Annotated in this window: 20 protein-coding genes and 1 tRNA gene; 4 read left to right on the top strand and 17 right to left on the bottom strand. The window is 64.8% G+C overall.

Going from position 1 to position 21,612, the window contains the following annotated elements:
* Positions 1–103 precede the first annotated feature (103 nt).
* Genes LB532_RS01405 through obgE form a run of 3 tightly spaced genes read right to left on the bottom strand, consistent with a single transcriptional unit; the run spans position 104 to position 3,572 of the window.
* The gene (locus LB532_RS01405; RefSeq protein WP_140641222.1) at positions 104–1,390 is read right to left on the bottom strand and encodes a glutamate-5-semialdehyde dehydrogenase; all 1,287 of its coding nucleotides are present in this window, start codon (positions 1,388–1,390) and stop codon (positions 104–106) included.
* 3 nt (positions 1,391–1,393) lie between these two features.
* Positions 1,394–2,533 carry a glutamate 5-kinase gene (gene proB, locus LB532_RS01410; RefSeq protein ID WP_140641452.1) on the bottom strand — a complete coding sequence of 380 codons (1,140 nt, stop codon included), beginning with the start codon at positions 2,531–2,533 and terminating at the stop codon, positions 1,394–1,396.
* 7 nt (positions 2,534–2,540) lie between these two features.
* A complete protein-coding gene (obgE, locus tag LB532_RS01415; RefSeq protein WP_140641220.1) occupies positions 2,541–3,572 on the bottom strand; it encodes a GTPase ObgE in 1,032 nt (343 codons plus the stop codon).
* Positions 3,573–3,700: 128 nt separating this feature from the next.
* On the opposite strand from obgE, the gene LB532_RS01420 reads away from it, so the two are divergent.
* On the top strand, positions 3,701–4,570 hold the full coding sequence (locus LB532_RS01420) for an endonuclease/exonuclease/phosphatase family protein (RefSeq protein ID WP_140641218.1): 870 nt from the start codon (positions 3,701–3,703) through the stop codon (positions 4,568–4,570).
* 151 nt (positions 4,571–4,721) lie between these two features.
* Here the strand turns inward: LB532_RS01420 and LB532_RS01425 are convergent, their stop codons facing one another.
* The 3 genes from LB532_RS01425 to LB532_RS01435 form a co-directional block, all read right to left on the bottom strand.
* Positions 4,722–5,309, bottom strand: a complete 588-nt coding sequence (locus tag LB532_RS01425; RefSeq protein ID WP_181169420.1) for a GNAT family N-acetyltransferase — start codon at positions 5,307–5,309, stop codon at positions 4,722–4,724.
* Between the two features lie 137 nt (positions 5,310–5,446).
* The gene (gene rpmA / locus LB532_RS01430) at positions 5,447–5,716 is read right to left on the bottom strand and encodes a 50S ribosomal protein L27 (protein WP_140493012.1); all 270 of its coding nucleotides are present in this window, start codon (positions 5,714–5,716) and stop codon (positions 5,447–5,449) included.
* Between the two features lie 100 nt (positions 5,717–5,816).
* Positions 5,817–6,485 (bottom strand): 50S ribosomal protein L21, encoded by a 669-nt coding sequence (locus LB532_RS01435; RefSeq protein ID WP_140517511.1) that lies wholly within the window; start codon positions 6,483–6,485, stop codon positions 5,817–5,819.
* A gap of 574 nt (positions 6,486–7,059) precedes the next feature.
* On the opposite strand from LB532_RS01435, the gene LB532_RS01440 reads away from it, so the two are divergent.
* Positions 7,060–7,149, top strand: a tRNA-Ser gene (locus LB532_RS01440).
* Between the two features lie 105 nt (positions 7,150–7,254).
* Here LB532_RS01440 and recQ read toward each other — a convergent pair.
* Positions 7,255–9,096: a DNA helicase RecQ gene (recQ, locus tag LB532_RS01445; protein ID WP_140641194.1), complete on the bottom strand. Its 1,842-nt coding sequence runs from the start codon at positions 9,094–9,096 to the stop codon at positions 7,255–7,257.
* Between the two features lie 191 nt (positions 9,097–9,287).
* On the opposite strand from recQ, the gene LB532_RS01450 reads away from it, so the two are divergent.
* Positions 9,288–10,709 carry a coniferyl aldehyde dehydrogenase gene (locus LB532_RS01450; protein WP_140641192.1) on the top strand — a complete coding sequence of 474 codons (1,422 nt, stop codon included), beginning with the start codon at positions 9,288–9,290 and terminating at the stop codon, positions 10,707–10,709.
* 238 nt (positions 10,710–10,947) lie between these two features.
* On the opposite strand, the gene LB532_RS01455 is transcribed toward LB532_RS01450, so the two are convergent.
* From LB532_RS01455 to LB532_RS01485, 7 genes are all read right to left on the bottom strand, one after another.
* The gene (locus tag LB532_RS01455) at positions 10,948–11,286 is read right to left on the bottom strand and encodes a cupin domain-containing protein (RefSeq protein ID WP_140525007.1); all 339 of its coding nucleotides are present in this window, start codon (positions 11,284–11,286) and stop codon (positions 10,948–10,950) included.
* A gap of 27 nt (positions 11,287–11,313) precedes the next feature.
* Complete coding sequence (gene kduD, locus LB532_RS01460) at positions 11,314–12,078, bottom strand: 2-dehydro-3-deoxy-D-gluconate 5-dehydrogenase KduD (protein ID WP_140641190.1); 765 nt, start codon at positions 12,076–12,078, stop codon at positions 11,314–11,316.
* Positions 12,075–12,926, bottom strand: coding sequence for a 5-dehydro-4-deoxy-D-glucuronate isomerase (kduI, locus tag LB532_RS01465; RefSeq protein WP_140641188.1), 852 nt, complete (start codon positions 12,924–12,926; stop codon positions 12,075–12,077). The genes kduD and kduI overlap by 4 nt, the downstream gene beginning before the upstream one ends.
* Before the next feature lie 22 nt (positions 12,927–12,948).
* Entirely contained in the window at positions 12,949–13,725 is a 777-nt protein-coding gene (locus LB532_RS01470) for a FadR/GntR family transcriptional regulator (protein WP_140525004.1), read from the bottom strand.
* 8 nt (positions 13,726–13,733) lie between these two features.
* Positions 13,734–15,014, bottom strand: coding sequence for a TRAP transporter large permease (locus LB532_RS01475; RefSeq protein ID WP_140560745.1), 1,281 nt, complete (start codon positions 15,012–15,014; stop codon positions 13,734–13,736).
* Positions 15,015–15,566 carry a TRAP transporter small permease gene (locus tag LB532_RS01480; protein WP_140550947.1) on the bottom strand — a complete coding sequence of 184 codons (552 nt, stop codon included), beginning with the start codon at positions 15,564–15,566 and terminating at the stop codon, positions 15,015–15,017.
* A gap of 79 nt (positions 15,567–15,645) precedes the next feature.
* A complete protein-coding gene (locus tag LB532_RS01485; RefSeq protein ID WP_140641186.1) occupies positions 15,646–16,623 on the bottom strand; it encodes a TRAP transporter substrate-binding protein in 978 nt (325 codons plus the stop codon).
* A 359-nt stretch (positions 16,624–16,982) separates the two neighbouring features.
* Between LB532_RS01485 and LB532_RS01490 the strand changes: the two genes are divergently transcribed.
* On the top strand, positions 16,983–18,473 hold the full coding sequence (locus LB532_RS01490; protein WP_140641184.1) for a mannitol dehydrogenase family protein: 1,491 nt from the start codon (positions 16,983–16,985) through the stop codon (positions 18,471–18,473).
* 53 nt (positions 18,474–18,526) lie between these two features.
* Here LB532_RS01490 and LB532_RS01495 read toward each other — a convergent pair whose 3' ends face one another.
* The 3 genes from LB532_RS01495 to LB532_RS01505 all read right to left on the bottom strand — a co-directional run bounded on the left by LB532_RS01495 (position 18,527) and on the right by LB532_RS01505 (position 21,588).
* Positions 18,527–18,934, bottom strand: coding sequence for a F0F1 ATP synthase subunit epsilon (locus LB532_RS01495; protein ID WP_140641182.1), 408 nt, complete (start codon positions 18,932–18,934; stop codon positions 18,527–18,529).
* A gap of 112 nt (positions 18,935–19,046) precedes the next feature.
* Entirely contained in the window at positions 19,047–20,633 is a 1,587-nt protein-coding gene (atpD, locus tag LB532_RS01500; RefSeq protein ID WP_181169419.1) for a F0F1 ATP synthase subunit beta, read from the bottom strand.
* 70 nt (positions 20,634–20,703) lie between these two features.
* Entirely contained in the window at positions 20,704–21,588 is an 885-nt protein-coding gene (locus tag LB532_RS01505; protein ID WP_140641180.1) for a F0F1 ATP synthase subunit gamma, read from the bottom strand.
* Positions 21,589–21,612: the final 24 nt, after the last annotated feature.

The raw sequence follows: 21,612 nt of genomic DNA on the forward strand, positions 1-21,612 counted from the left end.
GAAACCAAAAATGTCAGCCAATCTCCCCCCTTGCGGGGGAGATGTCCGGCAGGACGGAGGGGGGTGGCTGGGCGCAAGCTTCAGGCCCTTTGGACGAAAAGCGTCAAGGCCTCACCTGTCCCGAGCCGCGCACGCGGTATTTGAACGAGGTCAGCTGCTCGACGCCAACGGGCCCGCGCGCGTGCATCTTGCCGGTGGCGATGCCGATCTCGGCGCCCATGCCGAACTCGCCGCCATCGGCGAACTGGGTTGAGGCGTTGTGCAACAGGATCGCCGAGTCGATCTCGTTGAAGAACCGTTCCACCGCCTGCGCGTCCTCGGCGACGATCGCCTCGGTATGGTGTGAGGAGAAAGTCTCGATATGCTCGATCGCGTCATCGACGCCGTCGACCAGCTTCACCGCGATGATGGCGTCCAGATATTCGGTGAGCCAGTCGGCATCGGTCGCCGGCTTGGCGTCGAAGAACAGCTTCAGCACCTCGGCATCGGCATGGATCTCGCAGCCGGCGGCGCGCAAGGCATCGAGGATCGGCACCAGGTGGGTGGAGGCAACCGCACGGTCGACCAGCAGCGTTTCGGCAGCGCCGCAGACGCCGGTGCGCCGCATCTTGGCGTTGACGGCGATGCCGACCGCCATGTCGAGCTTGGCCGAGCGGTCGATATAGAGATGGCAGATGCCTTCCAGATGCGCGAAGACCGGCACCCTTGCCTCGGTCTGCACCCGCTCGACCAGGCTCTTGCCGCCGCGCGGGATGATGACGTCGAGATTGCCGCCGAGGCCTTTCAGCATTTCGCCGACGGCGGCGCGGTCGGCGGTCGGCACAAGCTGGATGGCGTCCTGCGGCAGGCCGGCTGCCTTCAAGCCGTCGACCAGACAGGCGTGGATCACCGACGACGAGTTCAGCGAATCCGAGCCGCCGCGCAGGATCACCGGGTTGCCGGCCTTGAGGCAGAGCGCGCCGGCATCCGCCGTGACGTTCGGCCGGCTCTCATAGATGACGCCGATGACGCCGAGCGGCGTGCGCACGCGTTCGATCCTGAGGCCGTTCGGCCGCTCCCAACTGGCGATCACGTCGCCGACGGGATCGCCGAGTTCGGCAATTTCGCGAATGCCTTCGGCCATGGCGCGGATGCGGGCTGGATTGAGCTTCAGCCGGTCCATGGAGGACGCCGACAGACCGGCTTCATGCCCGTTCGCGATGTCGATGGCATTGGCGTCGAGTATGGCTCGCTCGCGGGCGGTGATCGCCTCCGCCATGGCGGCAAGTGCCGCGTTCTTGGCGGCTGTCGTGGCGATGGCCAGCGGTCGTGCGGCGGCGCGGGCACGGCGGCCGAGGTCGGCCATCGTCGCCACTGTATCGTTCTGGGATTTTTCATGCAGCTTCAGCATGGCTCATCCTCCGCTCGTTACTTGGTCGCCCGCGAGGCTGACCACAAGGTCGTCGCGGTGGATCATCGCCGAACGCGCCTCGTAGCCGAGCACGGTCTCGATTTCGGTTGTCTTCAGGCCTGCGATCCTTACGGCATCCGCGGCATCATAGGCAACCAGCCCGCGAGCGATCTCGCGACCCTCGGGCGACAGGATCGCCACCGTATCGCCGCGCGAGAAATTGCCGCTGACCAGCTTGACACCGGCCGGCAGCAGCGACTTGCCCGATGTCAGCGCCCCGACGGCGCCGGCATCGACGGTGAGCCTTCCCGCCGGTTCGAGCTGGCCGGCGATCCAGCTCTTGTAGCCTTTCACCGGGTTGGCGCTCGGCCGGAAGAAGGTGGCGCGCTCGCCGCGCTCGATCGCCATCAGCGGCGAAAGCCGCGTGCCGGCGGTAATGACCATGGCGGTGCCGGCCGCGGTGGCGATCTTGCCGGCGTCGAGCTTCGTGCGCATGCCGCCGCGCGACAGTTCGGAAGCCGCGGCGCCCGCCATCGCTTCGATCTCAGGCGTGATGCGATCGACCACCGCGACGAATTTGGCCTCCGGGTCACGCGCCGGCGGCGCGGTGTAGAGACCGTCGATATCCGAGAGCAGAACCAAAAGGTCGGCGCCCATCATCGTCGCCACCCGCGCGGCCAGCCGGTCATTGTCGCCATAGCGGATCTCGGAGGTCGCCACGGTGTCGTTCTCGTTGATGACCGGCACCGCCTTCATCTTCAAGAGCGTCGAGATCGTCGCCCGGGCGTTGAGGTAGCGGCGGCGCTCCTCGGTGTCGCCAAGCGTGAGCAGGATCTGGCCCGATTTCAACCCACCCTTGCCAAGCGCGTCCGACCACGCGCCGGCCAGCGCGATCTGGCCGACGGCGGCCGCCGCCTGGCTCTCCTCGAGCTTCAGCGCCCTTTTTCCGAGGTCAAGAATGGTACGGCCAAGCGCGATGGCGCCCGACGACACGACCAGGATTTCCGCGCCGCCTTGAGCCAGCACGGCGATGTCGTCGGCCAGCGAGGCCAGCCAGTCGCGCTTCAGCCCGGCGGTGCGGTCGACCAGAAGCGCCGAACCGATCTTGACGGTGATGCGCCGGTATTTCTTCAGCGACTGCACGGTCATGCTATTTTTCCCAGCGCGTGTCGACCGGCGCCGCGATCGCGTCGCGCGCTTCGGCCACCACCGCCATGAGCGCGCGCAGCACCGCTTCGACCCCTTCGCCGGTGACCGCCGACAGAAGCATCGGCGCGCGGCCGGCGGCGCGCTTCAGCGACGCGACCTTCTTCTTGCGCTCATCCGCATCCAGCGTGTCGACCTGCGAAAGGGCCAATATCTCAACCTTGCCGGTCAGGCCATGGCCATAGGCTTCGAGTTCGGCGCGCACGGTCTTGTAGGCCTTGCCGGGGTTCTCCTCCTGCGCCGACACCAGGTGCAGCAGCACGCGCGTGCGCTCGACATGGCCAAGGAAGCGATCGCCGATGCCGACGCCCTCATGCGCGCCTTCGATGAGGCCGGGAATGTCGGCGATGACGAATTCGCGCGCATCGATGCGTGCCACCCCCAGGCCGGGATGCAGCGTGGTGAAGGGATAGTCGGCGATCTTCGGCTTGGCGGCGGTGACGGCGGCGAGAAAGGTCGACTTGCCGGCATTGGGCAGCCCGACCAGCCCGGCATCGGCGATCAGTTTCAGCCTGAGCCAGATGTTGAGCTCCTCGCCCGGCTGACCCGGATTGGCGCGGCGCGGCGCCTGATTGGTCGAGGTCTTGAAATGCTGGTTGCCGAAACCGCCATTGCCGCCCTTGGCCAGCAGGAAGCGCTGGCCGACCACGGTGAGGTCGCAGATCAGCGTCTCGTTGTCCTCTTCGAACACCTGCGTCCCAGCCGGCACTTTCAGTGTGACGTCGGCGCCCTTGGCGCCGGTCATGTTGCGGCCCATGCCGTGAGTGCCGGTCTTGGCCTTGAAATGCTGCTGGTAGCGGTAGTCGATCAGCGTGTTCAGCCCGTCGACCGCTTCCAGCCAGACATCGCCGCCGCGGCCGCCATCGCCGCCGTCCGGTCCGCCGAACTCGATGAATTTTTCGCGCCGGAACGACACGGAACCCGCGCCCCCGTCGCCGGAGCGGACATAAACCTTGGCTTGATCGAGAAATTTCATCGGACAGCAGTTTCTTTATTGGCCTTGCGGCATTGCTCTAAACCTTGCGCCTTGCTCTAAACCAAGGCGCGGCGAAGGGCGAGGCCGTTTTGTGACAGTGGCCGCGTGGGTTGGCCGGAGATGTCGGCATGAAGCTTGTAACCTACAACATCCAGTACGGCATCGGCCTCGATGGGCAGTACGATGTCGGGCGTATCGCCGATGCCGTGCGCGGTGCCGACGTGATCGCGCTGCAGGAGGTCACCCGCAACAATCCCCGGAACGGCGGACGCGACATGGTCGCCGAGATCGGCGAAGCGCTGCCCGACTATTTCGCCGTCTATGGCAGCAATTTCGAGGCCAATATCGGCTCGCGCATCGAGAACGGCCGCGCCATCACCGCCACCTTCCAGCTCGGCAACATGGTGTTGTCGAAGACGCCCATTCATCTGTCGCGCAACCTGCTCCTGCCGCGCAGCCGCAGCTTCGAGATGATGAACTTCCAGCGCGGCGCGCTGGAGGCGCTGATCGAGACGCCGCTTGGTTTCATCCGCTTCTATTCCATCCATCTCGATCACCGCAGCCCGCTCGAACGCGCCAGCCAGATCCAGTTCCTGCGCCGGCGCCTGTTGAACTATGCGCTTGAAGGCGGCGCGCTGTCCGGCGTCGCCGAGATCGGCCTGCCGGAACTGCCGCACCCCGAGGCCTTCGTCGGCATGGGCGACTTCAACATGCTGGCCGGATCGCCCGAATATGTCGAACTCGCCGGCCGGCCGGACCACGAATTCGGCATGCCGCTGACCGCCGACTTCGCCGTCGATGCCGCCCTGCGTCTCAATGTCGCCGGCGACGATCTCGTCAGCTGGGTCGACCCCAAGAACCCCGGCAATACCGACCGCCACAAGCGCATCGACTATATCTTCACCAGCGCCTCGCTTGCCCGGTCGCTGAAGCGCCTGTGGGTCGACCGAAAGGCTGTTGGCTCGGACCATCTGCCGGTATGGGCCGAACTGGGCTGAGCCCAGTTCTCGATCTGGCCGTACCCGATATGTGTTGAGCTTCAGGTCAGGCCGCGCCGAGAATGGTGGCTTCCGAGAACCGGAGCGGAGCGTACTTCAAGCACGTGAAGCCGCCCTTCGCAGGCCGGCCTCAGCTGAATATCGGCACACATCAAAAATGCACCCAGTTTCGCAGGCTGGTCCACGTCTTCCTGTCCAGCCTGTAGCGCTCGACCGGCACCTGGCCGGCGACGATCGAGTTCAGCATGCCCTGGCCGGCATACTGGAAGCCGCATTTGTGGATCACCCGGCGCGAGGCCGGATTGATGACCCGCGTCGAGGCATGCAGCACCTGGATGTTTGTCCGCTGGAACGCGAGATCGACCAGGGCGTGCGACGCCTCGGTGGCGAAGCCGCGCTTCCAGTAGGGTTCTCCGATCCAGTAGCCGAGCTCCAGTCCGCGGTCGGTGGTGTTCAATCCGGCGCAGCCGACGAAGGTTTCGGTGCCGGCCAGCGTCAGCGCATAGGCGATGCCGGCGCGGCGCGACTTGGTCATGGCCAGGAAAGCGCGTGCCTCGGCCTCGCCATAGGGATGCGGCATGCGCGCCAGCATCTCGGCGATATGACGGTTGTCGGCGAGCTCGACCAGTTGCGCGATGTCGCTTTCGCACGGAGCCCGCATCACCAGCCGCTCGGTGACCAGCACCGGGCAATCGATCGCATAACTTTCGTCTTCTGAGTCTTCCGCTTCGGCAACCATGTCAAAGTCCTCCAGGCACAAGAAAAAAGGGAGATGGAAACCCATCTCCCTTGATCCTTTTCCTGGCTTTGCCAAACCTTCTGGCTTCCAGACACCGGTTCCCGAGATGGGCTGCCGGTGTTGTGGTGCGGAACCGGCTACTCCGCTGCTTTGGTAATCGGGTTGACCGATACGTAGGTTCGGCCGTTGGCTTTTTTGTTGAACGTCACGGCGCCGGCTTCGAGCGCGAAAAGCGTATGGTCGGTACCCATGCCGACATTGACGCCGGGATGCCAGGTGGTGCCGCGTTGACGAATGATGATGTTGCCCGGGATGACGGCTTCGCCGCCGAACTTCTTCACGCCCAGACGCTTGGAATGCGAGTCGCGACCGTTGCGCGACGAGCCGCCAGCTTTCTTGTGTGCCATCTAACTAACTCCGATGCGCCCAGGGGCGCTTGAATGGTCTTATGAACGCGTTCGCGTTCCGTTTCAAGTCCGATCCGGCGACGTTTCGCGCCGGTTCGCCTTACTTCTTCGCCAGTTCCTTGGCCTGCTCGCGCCAGTCCTTGATCTGGTCGGCGCTGAACGGCATGTTCTCGTCGATCTTGGCCACATCCTTCTCGGTCAGCTTGGCGAGCTGCGCGAAGGTGATGATGCCCTGTTCGTTGAGATCCTTGGCGGCGACCGGGCCGATGCCCTTGATCACGGTCAGATCGTCCGGCTCGCCCTTCGGCGCCTTGAACAGCGGCGCTGCCGCGGTCTCGGCCTTTGCCTCTTCCTTCGGGGCGTCCTTCTTGGCCTTGGCTTCCTTCGGCGCCGCGTCGGCGGCTACCTCGGCCTTGGCTTCCGCCTTGGCAGCGGCCTTCTTGGCCGGCTTGGCGCCACCCAGCAGGATCTCGGAGATCCTGACCGTGGTCAGCAACTGGCGATGGCCGATCTTGCGGCGCGAATTCTGGCGGCGGCGCTTCTTGAAGGCGATGACCGTGCGGTTCTTGCCCTGCTCGACGACTTCGGCGGTGACAACCGCGCCGTCGACGAACGGCGCGCCGAACGTGACATTCTCGCCCTCGCCATGCGCGAGCACGTGGCCGATCTCGACGATATCGCCGACATTGGCTTCGACTTTTTCGATCTTCAGGAGATCGTTGGCGGCGACGCGATACTGCTTGCCGCCCGTTTTGATGACTGCGAACATTTTTTGCCTTTCGCTGTTCGGTCGGCCTCGATGAACCGCCTGTGGCGGTTCGGCCGTCTTTTTGTCAGTCTGCGGGTTCAAAAAACAAGCGGCGCGGAAGAACCCTCCACGCCGATTGCGCGCTGTCCCTAACCGAAGGTTTGTTGCGAGTCAAGGCAAACGGCCAGATTCTCAGGGCAACGAATCCGGGCTAACGGGTTCCTTCGGATCTTTCGACGGCGCGCTGGTGATGGAGCCTTGAACGGAAAAACCCGCCTGTGCGGCGGGTCCCTGGCGCAACTCAGCACCATAACCAGATATCTACCATAGCTGCCTTCACCCCGTTAAGAAAAAATTCCTATTGGGAGGTCGCCGGCGCTGCCAGACTGGCGTCCCCACGCCTCGTTAACCCGAGTTCGAAGTCGAGGCCGGATTCCTGGCCGGCGAAGTGGCTGGCATCGTCCACCGCGGTCGGGACGGCGTCGCTCCGGGCCAGCCTCTGACGCAAGCTGAGTTTCCGGCGGATTTGGCCTTGTAACCTGCCCGTTCAGCCGTTATCTAGTGCGCCGCGCCGGCAACGGCCGACCATGACCGCGGAGAGGTGGCAGAGTGGTCGAATGCACCGCACTCGAAATGCGGCATGGGTGCAAGCCCATCGGGGGTTCGAATCCCTCCCTCTCCGCCATCCTGCTTCGGGTCCGTTCCGGACATATAGGTTACGGTTTATACCGGAGACATGGGTAACAGTTTGCCCGCTGTAGCCTGAGCGTGACGCCCCAACCGGTTCCGCTCAATTCGGATGATGTCCCGCGATTGCGCCCAGAAAGATCTCCCCGAATTCCCTAAGCTTCGCCGCTCCCACGCCATTCACCTCGGCGAATGCGTCGAGGTCGCGCGGGCGGCGTTCGGCCATGTCGATCAGCGTGCGGTCGGAGAACACGACATAGGCCGGGACCTGCCGCTCCTTCGCCAGCCGCAGCCGAAGCGCCTTTAGCGAGGCCAGCAGCGATGCATCCACACCCTCGGCGCTGGCGGCGGATCTTTCCCCCGAACGCTTCCTGCCGCGCGCGAGAGGGTCCCGCGTCTCGACGCGGTAGTGGAACGCAACCTCGCCGCGCCCGAGAGCGCGGCCGCTTTCGGAAATGGCGAGGCCGCCATGGCCGTCCGGATCCGGCACAAGGAATCCGCCGGCGACCAGTTGCCGGATAAGCGACAGCCAGACCGTTTTCCTGTGCGCCGCGCCGGCCCGGAAACTGGTCAGCGTTTGATGGCCTCTCGCCAGTACTTTCTCCGTCTCGTGGCCGAGCAGTATGTCGATGACATGGGCGGCGCCGAAGCGCTCGCCGGTCTGCGCGACCGCCGTCAGGATGATTCGCGCTTCCGCTCCGCCATCGGCACGCGGCGCCTGGTCGAGGCAGTTGTCGCAATTGCCGCAGGGCGCTGCCTGTTCGCCGAAATAGCCGAGCAGGATCTGGCGGCGGCACTGTACCGCCTCGCAATAGCCGATCAACGTATCGAGCCGGCGATGCCCGCGCCTCTTGTGTTCAGGTGATGACTCTTCGTCATCGATGAACAGGCGCCGCATGCGGATATCGCCGAGCCCGTAGAGCATATGCGCCTCGGCCGCTCGCCCGTCGCGGCCGGCGCGGCCGATCTCCTGATAATAGGCTTCGAGGCTGCCCGGCAGGTCCGTGTGGAAGACGTAGGCGACGTCGGGCTTGTCGATGCCCATGCCGAAGGCGATGGTCGCCACCATGACGACGCCGGAGAGCGTCATGAAAGCGTTTTGGTTCGCCTCACGCGCCTCCTTGCTCATCCCGGCGTGATAGGCGAGCGCGGTGATGCCGTTCTTCTCGAGGAAGGCCGCCATCTCCTCGGTCTTTTTGCGCGACAGGCAGTAGACGATGCCGCTTTTGCCCGGGTGACGCTCGACGAAGCGCAGCAACTGGCGCTTGCTGTCCTGCTTGGCCTCGAGAGCAAGCTTGATGTTCGGCCGGTCGAAACCCAGCACCACGGTTTCGGCGCGCCCGGCAAACAGACGCGCTTCGATATCGGTGCGGGTAGCCTCGTCCGCCGTCGCCGTCAGCGCGATGATCGGCACTTGCGGGAAAATCGAGCGCAGCCGCGACAGATCCTCATATTCGCGCCGGAACGCCGGCCCCCATTGCGAGATGCAATGCGCCTCGTCGATGGCGATCAGGCTGACGTCGAGCCTGGCCAGCGCGTCGAGCATCCGCTCCGTCATCAGCCGCTCCGGCGCGAGGTAGAGCAGGCGCGTCTGGCCGGAGGCGACACGGCGCCATGCCGCGACATTGGCCTCGCGCTCGATCGAGGAGTTGATCGTATCGGCCGCCACGCCGGCAAGGCGCAACGCCGCGACCTGATCCTGCATCAGCGCCACCAGCGGCGAGACGACGATGGTGAGGCCGCCCAGGACCAGCGCCGGAACCTGGTAGCAGAGCGATTTGCCCGCACCCGTCGGCATGACGGCCAGCACATGGCGTCCGCCCAGCAACGCGTCCATGATTTCGGCCTGGCCGGGACGAAAATCGTCGAAGCCGAACACGTCCTTCAACACGCGTTGCTTGGGGTCTGGTGCATCCGGCGGAACGCTCGCCGTCGATATTGGCATCTCGCAATAGTCCCCGGTTTGGCTGAGGCTACGTTCTTAAAGCGAAGATCGCCGGAACGCTATCCGCGGATGCGCGGGGTGGCATGTCCACCGGCTCCAATTCGCGCCTTCCCTAGGGACATCAGCACCCCTGCTGGATTCCCTCAGGCGCTGCGATGTAAGCTTGCCCGGGCGCGATCAGGGAGGGAGCGATGCTGCAGACCAGACAGGACGCTCTCGGCGAGCGCTTCAAGCAGCAGCGCGCCGCATTCGAGGCGCAGCCCTTTCCGGGCCTCGATGTCCGCAAGGATCGCCTCGCCCGGCTGCTGGCGCTCACGGAAAAGCATGAGGCCGACATCTGCGCGGCAATCGATACCGACTTCGGCGGCCGCTCGGCTCATGAGACCCGCCTTGCCGAACTGTTCGTGGTGCGGGCCGGCATCCGCCACGCACTGTCCCACCTGAAAGGCTGGATGCGGGAACGCCGCGTCGCCACCACCTTGCCGTTCCTGCCGGGCAGGAACCGGCTCGTCGCGCAGCCGCTCGGGGTTGTCGGCATCGTATCGCCCTGGAATTATCCTTTCCAGCTCGCCGTCGCGCCGGTCACCGCGGCGCTCGCCGCCGGCAATCGCGTGCTGGTCAAACCCTCCGAATTGACGCCCGCCTTTTCAGCGCTGCTGGCGCGCCTGGCCGCCGAGCATTTCGCACCGGACGAACTCGGCGTCATCACCGGCGATGCGGAGGTCGGCAAGGCTTTCGTGTCGATGCCTTTCGATCACCTGCTGTTCACCGGTTCGACGGCCGTCGGCCGCCAGGTCGCACTGGCCGCCGCGGCCAACCTGACCCCGGTTACGCTGGAACTCGGCGGCAAGTCGCCGGCGATCTTCGACCCTTCATGCGACCTCGATGCCGCGGCGGCCAGCGTCGCCTATGGCAAGCTCCTCAATGCCGGGCAAACCTGCATCGCGCCGGACTACCTGCTGGTGCCCAAGGGACAGTCAGGCATCGTGGCAGAGAAACTCGCGGCGGCTATGGCGAAGCTCTACCCCAGCCTGCGCGACAATCCGGACTATACCGCCATCGTCAGCGACCGGCATTATCAGCGCCTGCGGGCCATGATCGCGGAGGCCCGCGCCGCCGGCGCCGATGTCACCGAAATCAACCCGGCCGGCGAGGCGTTCGGCGCGGATAGCCGCAAGCTGCCGCCGACATTGGTAGTCAAGCCCGATCCCAACCTGCGGCTGAGGCGCGAGGAGATTTTCGGGCCGGTGCTGCCGATCCTCGAATATGCCGGAATCGACGACGCCATCGCTCACGTCAACCGGGCCGACCGGCCGCTGGCGCTCTACTGGTTCGGGCGAGACGGCGGTAACCGGCAACGCATCCTGCACGAGACCGTCGCCGGCGGCGTCACCATCAACGATTGCATGCTGCATCTGGTGCAGGAGAACCAGCCCTTTGGCGGCGTCGGCGCCAGCGGCATGGGCGCCTATCACGGGGAATGGGGCTTTCGTACCTTCAGCAAGGAGAAGCCGGTTTTCCTGCAGTCGCGCTTGAGCGCGGGAAGCCTTCTGCGTCCGCCCTATGGCAAGACCTTCGAACGGCTTTTCGGCCTGCTCAGGCAGATAACTTGAACGCCGTGCACCGCCCGCCGCGGGCGACGCGATCACGTGGCGGCGCGATCACATGGCGTCCGCGCGTTAAGCCTATCTTCACCATGATGCGGCAGGCTCCATCTCCTGCGGCCACGTTTCGAGTACCGCGGCGCGCAAGCGCCCAGGCAACAGACCCGCGCCTCTCCGGAGGCGCGGGTTTTTCATTTGGAAACAGCGCTTCAAAATGAGCGCCTGTCGCTCATCGCATGGCCGGCCCTCAGGCGAGGAAATCGGCGCGGTGCGGCGTAAAGCTGTCGACCAGCCGGCCGGCTTCGAGCGCCTTGACGCCATGCACCAGGCCGGACGGCACGATGAAGCTGCCGCCTGTCTCGAGGATTTCGGTCCGGCCGTCGATGGTCACTTCGAAACGGCCTTCGGCGACGTAGCTTGCCTGCACATGCGGATGCGAATGCAGGGCGCCGACGCCGCCCTTGTCGAAAGCGAACTCGACCATCATCAGTTCATCCGTGTGCAGGAGAACGCGCCGCCTGTTGCCGTCGGGCGTCGCCGTCCAGGCGCCTGCGCCGGCCTGCGAGAAGATTTTCGTTTCGCTCATCCCAATATTCCTCGTCGAGACAAATCCTCACCGCGCCAGCCAGCCGCCGTCCACCGGCACCACCGCGCCATGCATATAGTCCGACGCCGGCGCCAGCAGGAAGGCCGCCGCATCGCCAATGTCTTCCGGCCGGCCCCAGCGGCCGGCCGGAATGCGCGCCAGGATCGAGGCGCTGCGGTCGGGATCGGCACGCAGCGCCTGTGTGTTGTTGGTTTCGACATAGCCCGGCGCGATGCCGTTGACGTTGATGCCTTTTTCCGCCCATTCGCAGGCAAGCAGCCGGGTGATGCCAAGCACGCCATGTTTCGAGGCGGTGTAGGACGCGACGCGGATGCCGCCCTGGAAACTCAGCACCGAGGCGATGTTGACGATCTTGCCGCGCCGAGCGCCGGCAAGAACGCGCCTGGCGAAGGACTGGCACAGCAGAAACGCCGTCTTCAGGTTGAGGTCGAGCACCTCGTCCCAATCGGCTTCCGAGAGGTCGACGGCATCGGCGCGCCGGATGATGCCGGCATTGTTGACCAGCCCGTCGAGCGGCCCGCTTTCGTCCCACACGCGCTCCAGCATCGGACCTGCGGCGGATGTGTCGGCAAGGTCGGCTACGACCGCCTCGAACCGCCCGCCCGCCGCAGCGATCCTTGCGGCCGTCTCATCCATCGAGGAACGGCCGACACCGACGACCGTGCCGCCGGCGCGCGCGATCGCGACGGCGATGCCCTGGCCGATGCCGGTGTTGGCGCCGGTGACGAGGATGCGTTTGCCAGCCAGGCTGAAGGCGGAGAGATCGCTCACCGCAGCTCTTCCATCGCCACCGGATCGACATCGGTGTAGTCGACATTGTCGCCGGCCATCGCCCAGATGAAGGCGTAGTTCGACGTGCCGGCACCCGAATGGATCGACCAGCCCGGCGATAGCACGGCCTCCTCGTTGCGCATGACGATGTGGCGGGTCTCGTCCGGCTCGCCCATGAAGTGGAAGACGCGCGCCGCCTCCGGCAGGTCGAAATAGAGATAGGCCTCCATGCGCCGGTCGTGCACATGGCATGGCATGGTGTTCCAGATGGAGCCCGGCGCAAGTTGTGTCATGCCGACGACGAGTTGGCAGGTCTTGGCCCCGTCGGCATGGATGAACTGGAAGATCGAGCGTTCGTTGCAGGCCTCCTTACTGCCGAGATCGAGACGCCTGGCGTCACCGATGCGGATCAGCCGGCTGGGAAAGGTTTGATGCGCCGGCGCGCTGAGCAGATAGAATTTCGCCGGCGCCGCCTTGTCGACTGAGGCGAACGACACGTCCTGCGTGCCCATGCCGAGATAGAGCATGTCGCGCGCCTGCAGCTCGTGGATCTGGCCGCCGGCTTCGATCGTGCCGGCGCCGCCGATATTGACGGCGATCAACTCGCGGCGATCGAGAAAGCCTTTCGTTCCGGTCGGCTTGATTGCCTCCAGCCGAAGCGGCGCGCCGGCCGGCATCGCGCCGCCGACGATCATGCGGTCGTAATGTGTGTAGGTCAGGCCGACGCGGCCGGGCTGGAACAGGTCCTCGATGTGGAAATTGTGGCGCAACTCGTCGGTTCCCATGGCCGCGGCGGCGGCGGGGTCGATGGCAAAGCGCGATGTATAGTCGGTATGATTCTGGCTCATTGCTGTCCTGACTTGAGAAGGGTCATTCGCCGCCGGCCGCCTTGACCGAGTCGGAATAATAGACCTGCCGCGCGTGCAGGCGCTCGCGATAGCGCTGCTGGCTGGCCGAGAGATGCGTGCGCATCGCCTCGCGCGCGGCTTCGGCGTCGCCCGATGTGATCGCGTTCAGGATCACCAGGTGCTCACGCTGCAGCCCGCGCTGATAGCTGTCGGACTGCACAAGCTCGGTCGACCAGGGCGAGGTCACGTCGCACGGAATGGCGCGCCGGCCGAGCACGTCGAGCATCTCGACATAGAAAGGATTGTTGGTGGCGCTGGCGATGGCGCGATGGAAGGCGAGGTCGGCCGGACCGGTCGGCTCGCTGGCGAGCAGCAGCCGTTCGAAGTCGAAGAAGGCTTCCTGGATCGCCGCCTCCTGGGCCGCGTTGCGGCGGATGGCGGCAAGCCCGGCCGATTCGATCTCGATGGCGAGCCGCACTTCGAGCACGTTGAGCGCGATCGAATCCTTGCTGCCCATATCGGCCGCGAGCGCCCCGAACATCGTCGAGATGTGCTCCGTGACGAAGACGCCGGCGCCCTGCCGCGGCTCGACCAGGCCGTCGGCGGCGAGCTTGGCCAGGGCTTCGCGGATCACGGTGCGGCTGACGCCGAAGGTTTCGGTCAACTGGCCCTCGGTCGGCAGTTTGTGGCCGGGCAGGATCTCGCCGGCCTGAAGCTGCCTGCGGATTGCCGCGACGACGGTCTCCGACAGTTTGGGTTTTCTCTCGACCCTGAGGTCGGTTGCGCTATCCAATGCCATGTCGTCCTCTATTTGAACACGCTCGGCAACCAGAGCGAGATGGCCGGAATATATGTCACCAGCCCGAGAACCACGATACCGGCGCCATAGAACGGCCAGATCGAGCGCATCGCTTCCCAGACCGTGATCTTGCCGACGGCGCAGGCGACGAACTGCACCGTGCCGACTGGCGGCGTGTTCAGCCCGATGCCGAGATTGAGGATGGTGATGACGCCGAAATGCACGGGATCCACGCCATAATGCGTGACCAGCGGCAGGAAGATCGGCGTGCAGATGATGATCATCGGCCCCATGTCCATGAAGGTGCCGAGCACCAGCATCAGGACATTGAGCAGCAGCAGCACGACCAGCGGATCGGTGGAGATCGCATTCATGCCGGCGATCAGCAGCACCGGCACTTTGAGATAGGCCATCAGCCAGCTGAAAGAAGCCGCCGTGCCGATGATCAAGAGCACCATCGAAGTGGTGCGCACGGCGCCCTTGGTGGCGTGGACGAAATCGCTCCAGCCCATCGAGCGGTAAACGAGGACGGTAACAAGCAAGGCGTAGAGAATGGCGATGCACGAACTCTCCGTCGCTGTGAAGATTCCGGAGCGGACGCCGCCGAAAATGATGCCGATCAGGAGCAGTCCGGGAATAGCGATGAGCGCCAGCTGCCCGACGCGCGAAAAACCGGGGAAGGCCTCGACCGGGTAGCCGCGGCTGCGGGCGACGAAATAGGCGGTGACCATCAGCGAGGCGGCGAACAAAAGGCCCGGTAGTATGCCGGCGGTGAACAGGTCGGCGATCGAGATCTTGCCGCCCCCGGCGATCGAATAGATGATCATGTTCTGCGATGGCGGCAGAAGCAGCGCGATCAGCGCCGCCATCGAGGTGACGTTGACGGCATAGTCGGCGCCGTAGCCGCGTGCCTTCATCTGCGGGATCATCAGCCCGCCGACGGCCGCGGCCTCGGCCACGGCAGAGCCGGAAATGCCGCCGAACAGCGTGCCGGCGATGATGTTGACCTGGCCGAGGCCGCCCCGGACATGGCCGACCAGGGAGCCGGCAAAGGAAACGATGCGCTGCGCTATGCCGCCGCGCACCATCAGATCGCCGGCATAGATGAAGAATGGGATCGCCATCAGGGAGAACGCGCTCATGCCCGATTTCATCTGCTGGAACACCACCAGGGGCGGCAGGCCGAGATAGAGCACGGTGGCGAAGGATGCCGCACCGAGGCAGAACGCGATCGGCGTGCCGCCGAACATCAGCAGCGTGAAGACGCCGAACAGGATCCAGAGCTCCATCTAGGCCTCCTGCACCGCCGGCATCTCCGGCACGTCCTCGAGATTGATGTCCTTGTCGATATCGACGCCCGACCAGCGCAGCGCGATGCGCTCGGCCGAAAACAGGCAGATCAGCACCCCGCCGGCGACCAGCGGCAGATAGTCGAAGCCACCCGGCAGCTCGAGCGCCGGGATGATGGTGTGCCAGGTCAGGCCGACAAGTTTGCAGCCGTACCAGACCATGCCGAATCCGAAGCCGAGCACGATCAGGTCGGACAGCGTGCGCAACGCTCCCTTGCTGCCTTTCGGCAGGATATAAAGCAGCACGTCGAACCCCATATGGTAGTTCTCCCGCACCCCGACGGCGGCGCCGAGGAAGATGAACCAGTTCATCAGCATGATGGCGCTGGTTTCGGTCCAGCTCGGCGACGAATTGAGCACGAAGCGGAAGAAGACCTGATAGGCGACGAGCGCGGTCATGGCGACCAGCCCGATGCCAGCCAGGTAGAGCGCCCCGTCGCAGATCCTCGAAAGCACGACGCTGAACCGTGGCGGCGCCGCGCTGCTTGTCATTGTCGTCATCTGATCCTCCCGATCGCCGGCCGGTCACGAAGGCGCGGGACGGCATGCATTGTCCGCCCCGCGGCCAACTTCACTTGGTCGCCTGGACGCGGGCGGCGAGGTCCTTCAGCTCGGGCGTCGACAGGTATTTGTCGTAGACCGGCTTCATCGCGTCGATCAGCGGCTGCTTGTCGATCTCGCTGACCTTGACGCCTGCCTTTTCGACGATGTCGCGGGATTTCTTCTCCTGCGCGTCCCACAGTTCGCGCATCTTGACGACACTATCCTTGGCCGCCTGGCGCACGACCGTCTGGTCTTCCGGCGAGAGCTTGTCCCAGCTCGCCTTCGCCATCACCAGCACCTCCGGAACGATCTGGTGCTGGTCGAGCGTGTAGTGCTTGGCGACCTCATAGTGCTTGGCGGATTCGAAGCTCGGCCAGTTGTTTTCCGCGCCGTCGATGACGCCGGTCTCAAGTGCCGAATAGACTTCGCCATAAGCCATTGGCGTGGCGTTGGCGCCCAGTGCGTTGACCATGTCGACGAACACGTCCGACTGGATGACGCGGAATTTCATGCCCTTCAGGTCGGCGATCGAGGCGATGTCCTTCTTGGTGTTGTAGAAGGAGCGCGCGCCGGAATCGTAGAAGGCCAGACCGACCAGGTCATGTGCCTCGAAGGCTTTCAGTATGTCGTCGCCGATCGGCCCGTCCATGACATGGCGCATATGTTCGACCGAGCGGAATATGTAGGGCAGCGACGGCACCGCGGTTTCCGGCACGATGCCGTTGAACGGCCCCATCGAGACACGGTTGAGGTCGATGACGCCGGTCTGGGTCTGCTCGATCGTGTCCTTCTCCTCGCCGAGCTGCGCCGAATGATAGACCTCGACCGAATAGCGGCCATCGGTGCGCTGCTTGATCAACTCGCCCATGTATTTCACCGCCTCGACCGTCGGATAGCCGTCGGGGTGCGTGTCGGCCGACCGCAGCACTGTTTGCGCGTTGGCGATGCCGATCAGCAGCGAGCCGAACGCGAATGTGGCCGCGGTCAATTTCGAAAAATGCAACATGACTTCCTCCCTTTTTTAAAATCAAGGCGCCGGCTCAGAGCCGGCGCATCACCAGCCTGTCATCCCTGCTCATCCTGGCCATTCGGTCAGCATCCGGTGCGGGCGAGCGAGCGTGGACGCGCGTCGGTGCTGAGCAGCAAATCCGCATCAGTCAGTGCCACGGTGGTCCTCCCAAGAGGCGCTATCGGTAGGGTCGCGAGGAAATAATGTCAACATACAAAAAATGGATTGTTGTATGATGACTTTGGAGCGGGAACCGGCCATTGTGCCGGACGGCAGTGAATGTTACGCCGCTGCCGTTTCTCCTTCGCCGACCTTATGGGGCGGCTCCCAAAGCCAATCGGGGACTTCGCACAGCAATGAACAGGCGTCTTTCGAAGGATACGATCGCGACCTTGCCGGCGAGGATCGCCCTGCCGCGTTTTGATCGCGCATCGGTCACGCAAGGCATCGTGCATCTGGGGGTCGGCGCCTTTCATCGCGCCCACCAGGCAGCCTATGTCGACGATTGCCTGAGTGCTGGAGAGACGGATTGGGGCATCGTCGGCGTGTCGCTGCGCAGTGCCGACACGCGCGATGCGCTGGCGCCGCAGGACGGGCTCTACACGCTGGCGATCCGCAGCGGTGGCGAGGAAAGGCTTCATGTCATCGGCTCCATCGGCGCGATGCTGGTGGCGCCGGAAGATCCCGCCGCGGTGCTGGCCGCGTTGACTGATCCGCGCACCCGCATCGTGACGCTGACCATCACCGAGAAAGCCTATCTGCGGGCCGCCGGCGGCGGGCTCGACGCTGCCCACCCGGACATCGTCCACGATCTGGCGAACCCGCATCTGCCGAAGACCGCGCACGGTTTTCTGGCCGAGGCGCTTGCACGCCGTCGCGCGGCCGGCTTGCAGCCCTTCACGGTGCTCTGCTGCGACAACCTGCCTGCCAACGGCGCGACCTTGCACAGGCTGCTGGTGGAATTCGCCACGCTGCGCGATGCCAGCCTCGGGGAGAAAGGCGCGACCAGGCTTAAGGGCCATATCGCCGACGAGGTCGCGTTTCCCTCCAGCATGGTGGACCGCATTGTGCCGGCCACGACCGATGCCGACCGGGAGCGGATCGCTCTCGAGCTCGGCGTCGAGGACGCCTGGCCGGTCATGACCGAGCCGTTCTGTCAGTGGGTGGTCGAAGACAATTTTCCGGCAAGCCGCCCGGCCTGGGAAAAGTTCGGCGTCACCATGGTCGGGGATGTCAGGCCCTTCGAGGACATGAAGCTGAGGCTGCTCAATGGAGCGCATTCGGCCATCGCCTATCTCGGCCTGCTCAGCGGACACGCCACCGTCGACCGCGCCTTCGCCGATCCGGCGATCAGGCGCTTTGTCGATGCGCTCTGGGCCGAGGCAATCCCGACGCTGCCCACCGATGCCGGCCTGGACACGGCGAGCTATACGGCAGAGCTTGCCCAGCGTTTCTCCAACACAGCACTTGCCCACCGCACCGCACAGATCGCCAATGACGGCAGCCAGAAACTGCCGCAGCGCATCATTGCCTCCGCGATCGAGCGCCTCCATTCAGGCGCCCCACCAAGGCATCTCATGCTGGCGGTCGCCGCCTGGATCGCCGCCTGCGAAGCGCGCGGCAAATTCCTGCCCGACGGCCATTTCACCGATCCGCTCGACATGCCGATGACGGCGATCATTGACCGGAATCTGCCCGCTGCCGAAACCGTCGCTTCAGTGTTCGATCTCGCCGGCTTCGCGACCGGGGCGCCTGAGCGGCCAGGATTGATGGACCTTGCGGCCGTCCATCTCGAGCAGTTGCGCCGTGGCGGACCGGCTCAGGCCTTCGCGGCATTGGGCATTTAAAAACAAAAAAGCGAGGCAAGGCCTCGCTTTTCAGTCGACTATTGGTGCCAGCCTCAAGCCGGCAGGATCGCGCCTTCCAGCGTGGTGAGCTGGCTGAGGAATTGTTCGGCCTTGGTGCGGGACTGGTCGTCCTTGGCGTCGGCGGCGTCTTCCCTGGCTTCCTGGATGCGGCGCGCGAGATCCGCGCGGTCGACATCCTTCACCGCGACAGCCGACTCCGCCAGCAGCGTGCAGCCGGCCGGAACGATGTCGGCGAACCCGCCGAAGACGACGTAACGCTCTTCACCGCCTGATGCGGCCTTCACCGTGACGACGCCCGGCTTGATGGTGGTCATGACCGGTGCGTGATGCGCCATCACGGTCATCTCGCCCTCGGCACCCGGAATGACGACGGCCTCGACCTCTGCGGAAACCAGCAGGCGCTCCGGCGAGACCAGTTCGAACTTGAAAGCTTCTGCCATGTCGATTTAGCGAGTAGGGAATAGTGAGTAGGGAGGTAAGGAGAAAGGGCAACTGCCCCGGTCACCTGCCTGCCATTCACTACTGACTACTGACTGCTCCCTATTCCCTTGATTAAGCCGCTTCAGCCGCGAGACGCTGTGCCTTCTCGACCGCTTCCTCGATGCCGCCGACCATGTAGAAAGCGGCTTCCGGCAGGTGGTCGTAGTCGCCGTTGCAGAGGCCCTTGAAGCCCTTGATGGTGTCGGCGAGGTCGACCAGCTTGCCCGGCGCGCCGGTGAACACTTCGGCGACGAAGAAGGGCTGCGACAGGAAACGCTCGATCTTGCGGGCGCGAGCCACAGTCTGCTTGTCCTCTTCCGACAGTTCGTCCATGCCCAGGATGGCGATGATGTCCTGCAGCGACTTGTAGCGCTGGAGGATCGACTGCACCTGGCGCGCGACAGCATAATGCTCTTCGCCGACCACCAGCGGGTCGAGCATGCGCGAGGTCGAGTCCAGCGGATCGACGGCCGGATAGATGCCCTTTTCGGCGATCGAGCGGTTGAGCGTCGTCGTCGCGTCGAGGTGGGCGAACGAGGTCGCCGGCGCCGGGTCGGTCAAGTCGTCGGCCGGCACGTAGATGGCCTGCACCGAGGTGATCGAGCCCTTGGTGGTGGTGGTGATGCGTTCCTGCAGGGCGCCCATGTCCGTGGCGAGCGTGGGCTGGTAGCCCACGGCCGACGGGATACGGCCGAGCAGCGCCGACACTTCCGAACCAGCCTGCGTGAAGCGGAAGATGTTGTCGACGAAGAACAGCACGTCCTGGCCCTGGTCGCGGAAATATTCGGCGACCGTCAGGCCGGTCAGGCCGACGCGGGCACGCGCGCCCGGCGGCTCGTTCATCTGGCCATAGACCAGCGCCGCCTTGGAGCCTTCGCCGCCGCCCTTCTTGTTGACGCCGGATTCGATGAACTCGTGATAGAGGTCGTTGCCCTCGCGGGTGCGCTCGCCGACGCCGGCGAACACCGAATAGCCGCCATGCGCCTTGGCGATGTTGTTGATCAGTTCCTGGATCAGCACGGTCTTGCCGACGCCGGCGCCGCCGAACAGTCCGATCTTGCCGCCCTTGGCGTAGGGCGCGAGCAGGTCGAGCACCTTGATGCCGGTGATCAGGATCTGTGCTTCCGTCGACTGTTCGATATAGGCCGGGGCCGGCTGGTGGATCGAACGCAGCTCGACCGCGTCCACCGGGCCTGCTTCGTCGACCGGCTCGCCGATGACGTTGATGATGCGGCCGAGCATGCCCGGACCGACCGGCACGGCGATCGGGCCGCCGGTGTCGCGCACTTCCTGGCCGCGCACCAGGCCTTCGGTGGAATCCATGGCGATGCAGCGCACGGTGTTTTCACCCAGATGCTGGGCAACTTCGAGAACCAGGCGGTTGCCGACATTGGTGGTCTCGAGCGCATTCAGGATCGGCGGCAGGTGATCGCCGAACTGCACGTCGACCACGGCGCCGATGACCTGCCGGACCTGGCCGACGATGCCGGTGGCCTTGCTGGCCACGGCCGGGGTCTTTACCGCGGCGGCCCTGGTCGGCGCTGCCGCTTTCTTGGCCGGAGCCGCCTTAGCTGCCGCGGCCGAAGCCTTTGCCGGTGCCGCCTTGGCCGGGGCTGCTGCCTTGGGAGCCGCAGTCTTGGGGGTCGCTGCTTTCGCCATCGTCTTTACCCTTTTCGTCCTTTGTTTCTCGCGCGGTCGGATCGAGGTCGTTGACCCCGGGAAACCGTGCCTAGAGCGCCTCGGCGCCCGAAATGATCTCGATCAGTTCCTTGGTGATCTGCGCCTGGCGCTGGCGGTTGTAGGTGATCGACAGCTTGTTGATCATCTCACCGGCGTTGCGCGTGGCATTGTCCATGGCGCTCATCTTGGCGCCCATCTCGCCCGCCGCGTTTTCAAGCAGCGCGCGGAATATCTGCACCGCGATGTTGCGCGGGATAAGGTCCGACAGGATCTCGCCCGGCTCCGGCTCGTACTCGTAGACGGCGTTGCCGCCATCCGTGGACTCGGCCGCGGCCGGGGGCTCGGCGGCCGGAATGATTTGCTGCGCGGTTGGGACTTGGCTGATCACCGACTTGAACTGCGAATAGAACAGCGTGCAGATATCGAAGCCGCCCTCGTTGAAGAGGTGGATGACCTTCTTGGCGATCGCATCGGCGTTGACGAAGCCGAGCGTCTTGACCTCGCGCAGGTCGATCCGGTCGAGGATCATCGAGGCATAGTCGCGGCGCAGGATATCGAAACCCTTCTTGCCGACGCAGATGATCTTGACCTGCTTGCCGTCGGCCAGGAGCTTGCGGATGTGGTCGCGGGCAAGGCGGGCGATCTGCGAATTGAAGCCGCCGCACAGGCCGCGCTCGGCGGTGCAGACGACGAGCAGGTGCACGTCGTCCTTGCCGGTGCCGGTCATCAGCGCCGGGGCATCGCCACCGCCCCCGATCGCCTGGGTGATGTTGGCCAGCACGGAACCCATGCGCTCCGAATAGGGCCGCGCCGCTTCCGCAGCCTCCTGTGCACGGCGCAGCTTCGCCGCGGCGACCATCTGCATCGCCTTGGTGATCTTCTGCGTCGCCTTGACCGAGGCGATACGGTTACGAAGGTCTTTTAATGAAGGCATGCTTCAAACCTGATCCCGTCTTGT

The organism is Mesorhizobium sp. ESP-6-2, from assembly GCF_020164675.1.
Taxonomy (GTDB): domain Bacteria; phylum Pseudomonadota; class Alphaproteobacteria; order Rhizobiales; family Rhizobiaceae; genus Mesorhizobium.

What these genes read in the sequence shown, in the direction of transcription:
- kduI (WP_140641188.1), bottom strand. Translation starts at nt 12,926, where the DNA reads ATGAGCCAGAATCATACCGACTATACATCGCGCTTTGCCATCGACCCC.
- LB532_RS01480 (WP_140550947.1), bottom strand. Translation starts at nt 15,566, where the DNA reads ATGACAAGCAGCGCGGCGCCGCCACGGTTCAGCGTCGTGCTTTCGAGG.
- LB532_RS01470 (WP_140525004.1), bottom strand. Translation starts at nt 13,725, where the DNA reads ATGGCATTGGATAGCGCAACCGACCTCAGGGTCGAGAGAAAACCCAAA.
- LB532_RS01485 (WP_140641186.1), bottom strand. Translation starts at nt 16,623, where the DNA reads ATGTTGCATTTTTCGAAATTGACCGCGGCCACATTCGCGTTCGGCTCG.
- rpmA (WP_140493012.1), bottom strand. Translation starts at nt 5,716, where the DNA reads ATGGCACACAAGAAAGCTGGCGGCTCGTCGCGCAACGGTCGCGACTCG.
- LB532_RS01495 (WP_140641182.1), bottom strand. Translation starts at nt 18,934, where the DNA reads ATGGCAGAAGCTTTCAAGTTCGAACTGGTCTCGCCGGAGCGCCTGCTG.
- LB532_RS01475 (WP_140560745.1), bottom strand. Translation starts at nt 15,014, where the DNA reads ATGGAGCTCTGGATCCTGTTCGGCGTCTTCACGCTGCTGATGTTCGGC.
- LB532_RS01455 (WP_140525007.1), bottom strand. Translation starts at nt 11,286, where the DNA reads ATGAGCGAAACGAAAATCTTCTCGCAGGCCGGCGCAGGCGCCTGGACG.
- LB532_RS01425 (WP_181169420.1), bottom strand. Translation starts at nt 5,309, where the DNA reads ATGGTTGCCGAAGCGGAAGACTCAGAAGACGAAAGTTATGCGATCGAT.
- LB532_RS01435 (WP_140517511.1), bottom strand. Translation starts at nt 6,485, where the DNA reads ATGTTCGCAGTCATCAAAACGGGCGGCAAGCAGTATCGCGTCGCCGCC.
- obgE (WP_140641220.1), bottom strand. Translation starts at nt 3,572, where the DNA reads ATGAAATTTCTCGATCAAGCCAAGGTTTATGTCCGCTCCGGCGACGGG.
- LB532_RS01505 (WP_140641180.1), bottom strand. Translation starts at nt 21,588, where the DNA reads ATGCCTTCATTAAAAGACCTTCGTAACCGTATCGCCTCGGTCAAGGCG.
- LB532_RS01420 (WP_140641218.1), top strand. Translation starts at nt 3,701, where the DNA reads ATGAAGCTTGTAACCTACAACATCCAGTACGGCATCGGCCTCGATGGG.
- LB532_RS01490 (WP_140641184.1), top strand. Translation starts at nt 16,983, where the DNA reads ATGAACAGGCGTCTTTCGAAGGATACGATCGCGACCTTGCCGGCGAGG.
- LB532_RS01450 (WP_140641192.1), top strand. Translation starts at nt 9,288, where the DNA reads ATGCTGCAGACCAGACAGGACGCTCTCGGCGAGCGCTTCAAGCAGCAG.
- atpD (WP_181169419.1), bottom strand. Translation starts at nt 20,633, where the DNA reads ATGGCGAAAGCAGCGACCCCCAAGACTGCGGCTCCCAAGGCAGCAGCC.
- recQ (WP_140641194.1), bottom strand. Translation starts at nt 9,096, where the DNA reads ATGCCAATATCGACGGCGAGCGTTCCGCCGGATGCACCAGACCCCAAG.
- LB532_RS01405 (WP_140641222.1), bottom strand. Translation starts at nt 1,390, where the DNA reads ATGCTGAAGCTGCATGAAAAATCCCAGAACGATACAGTGGCGACGATG.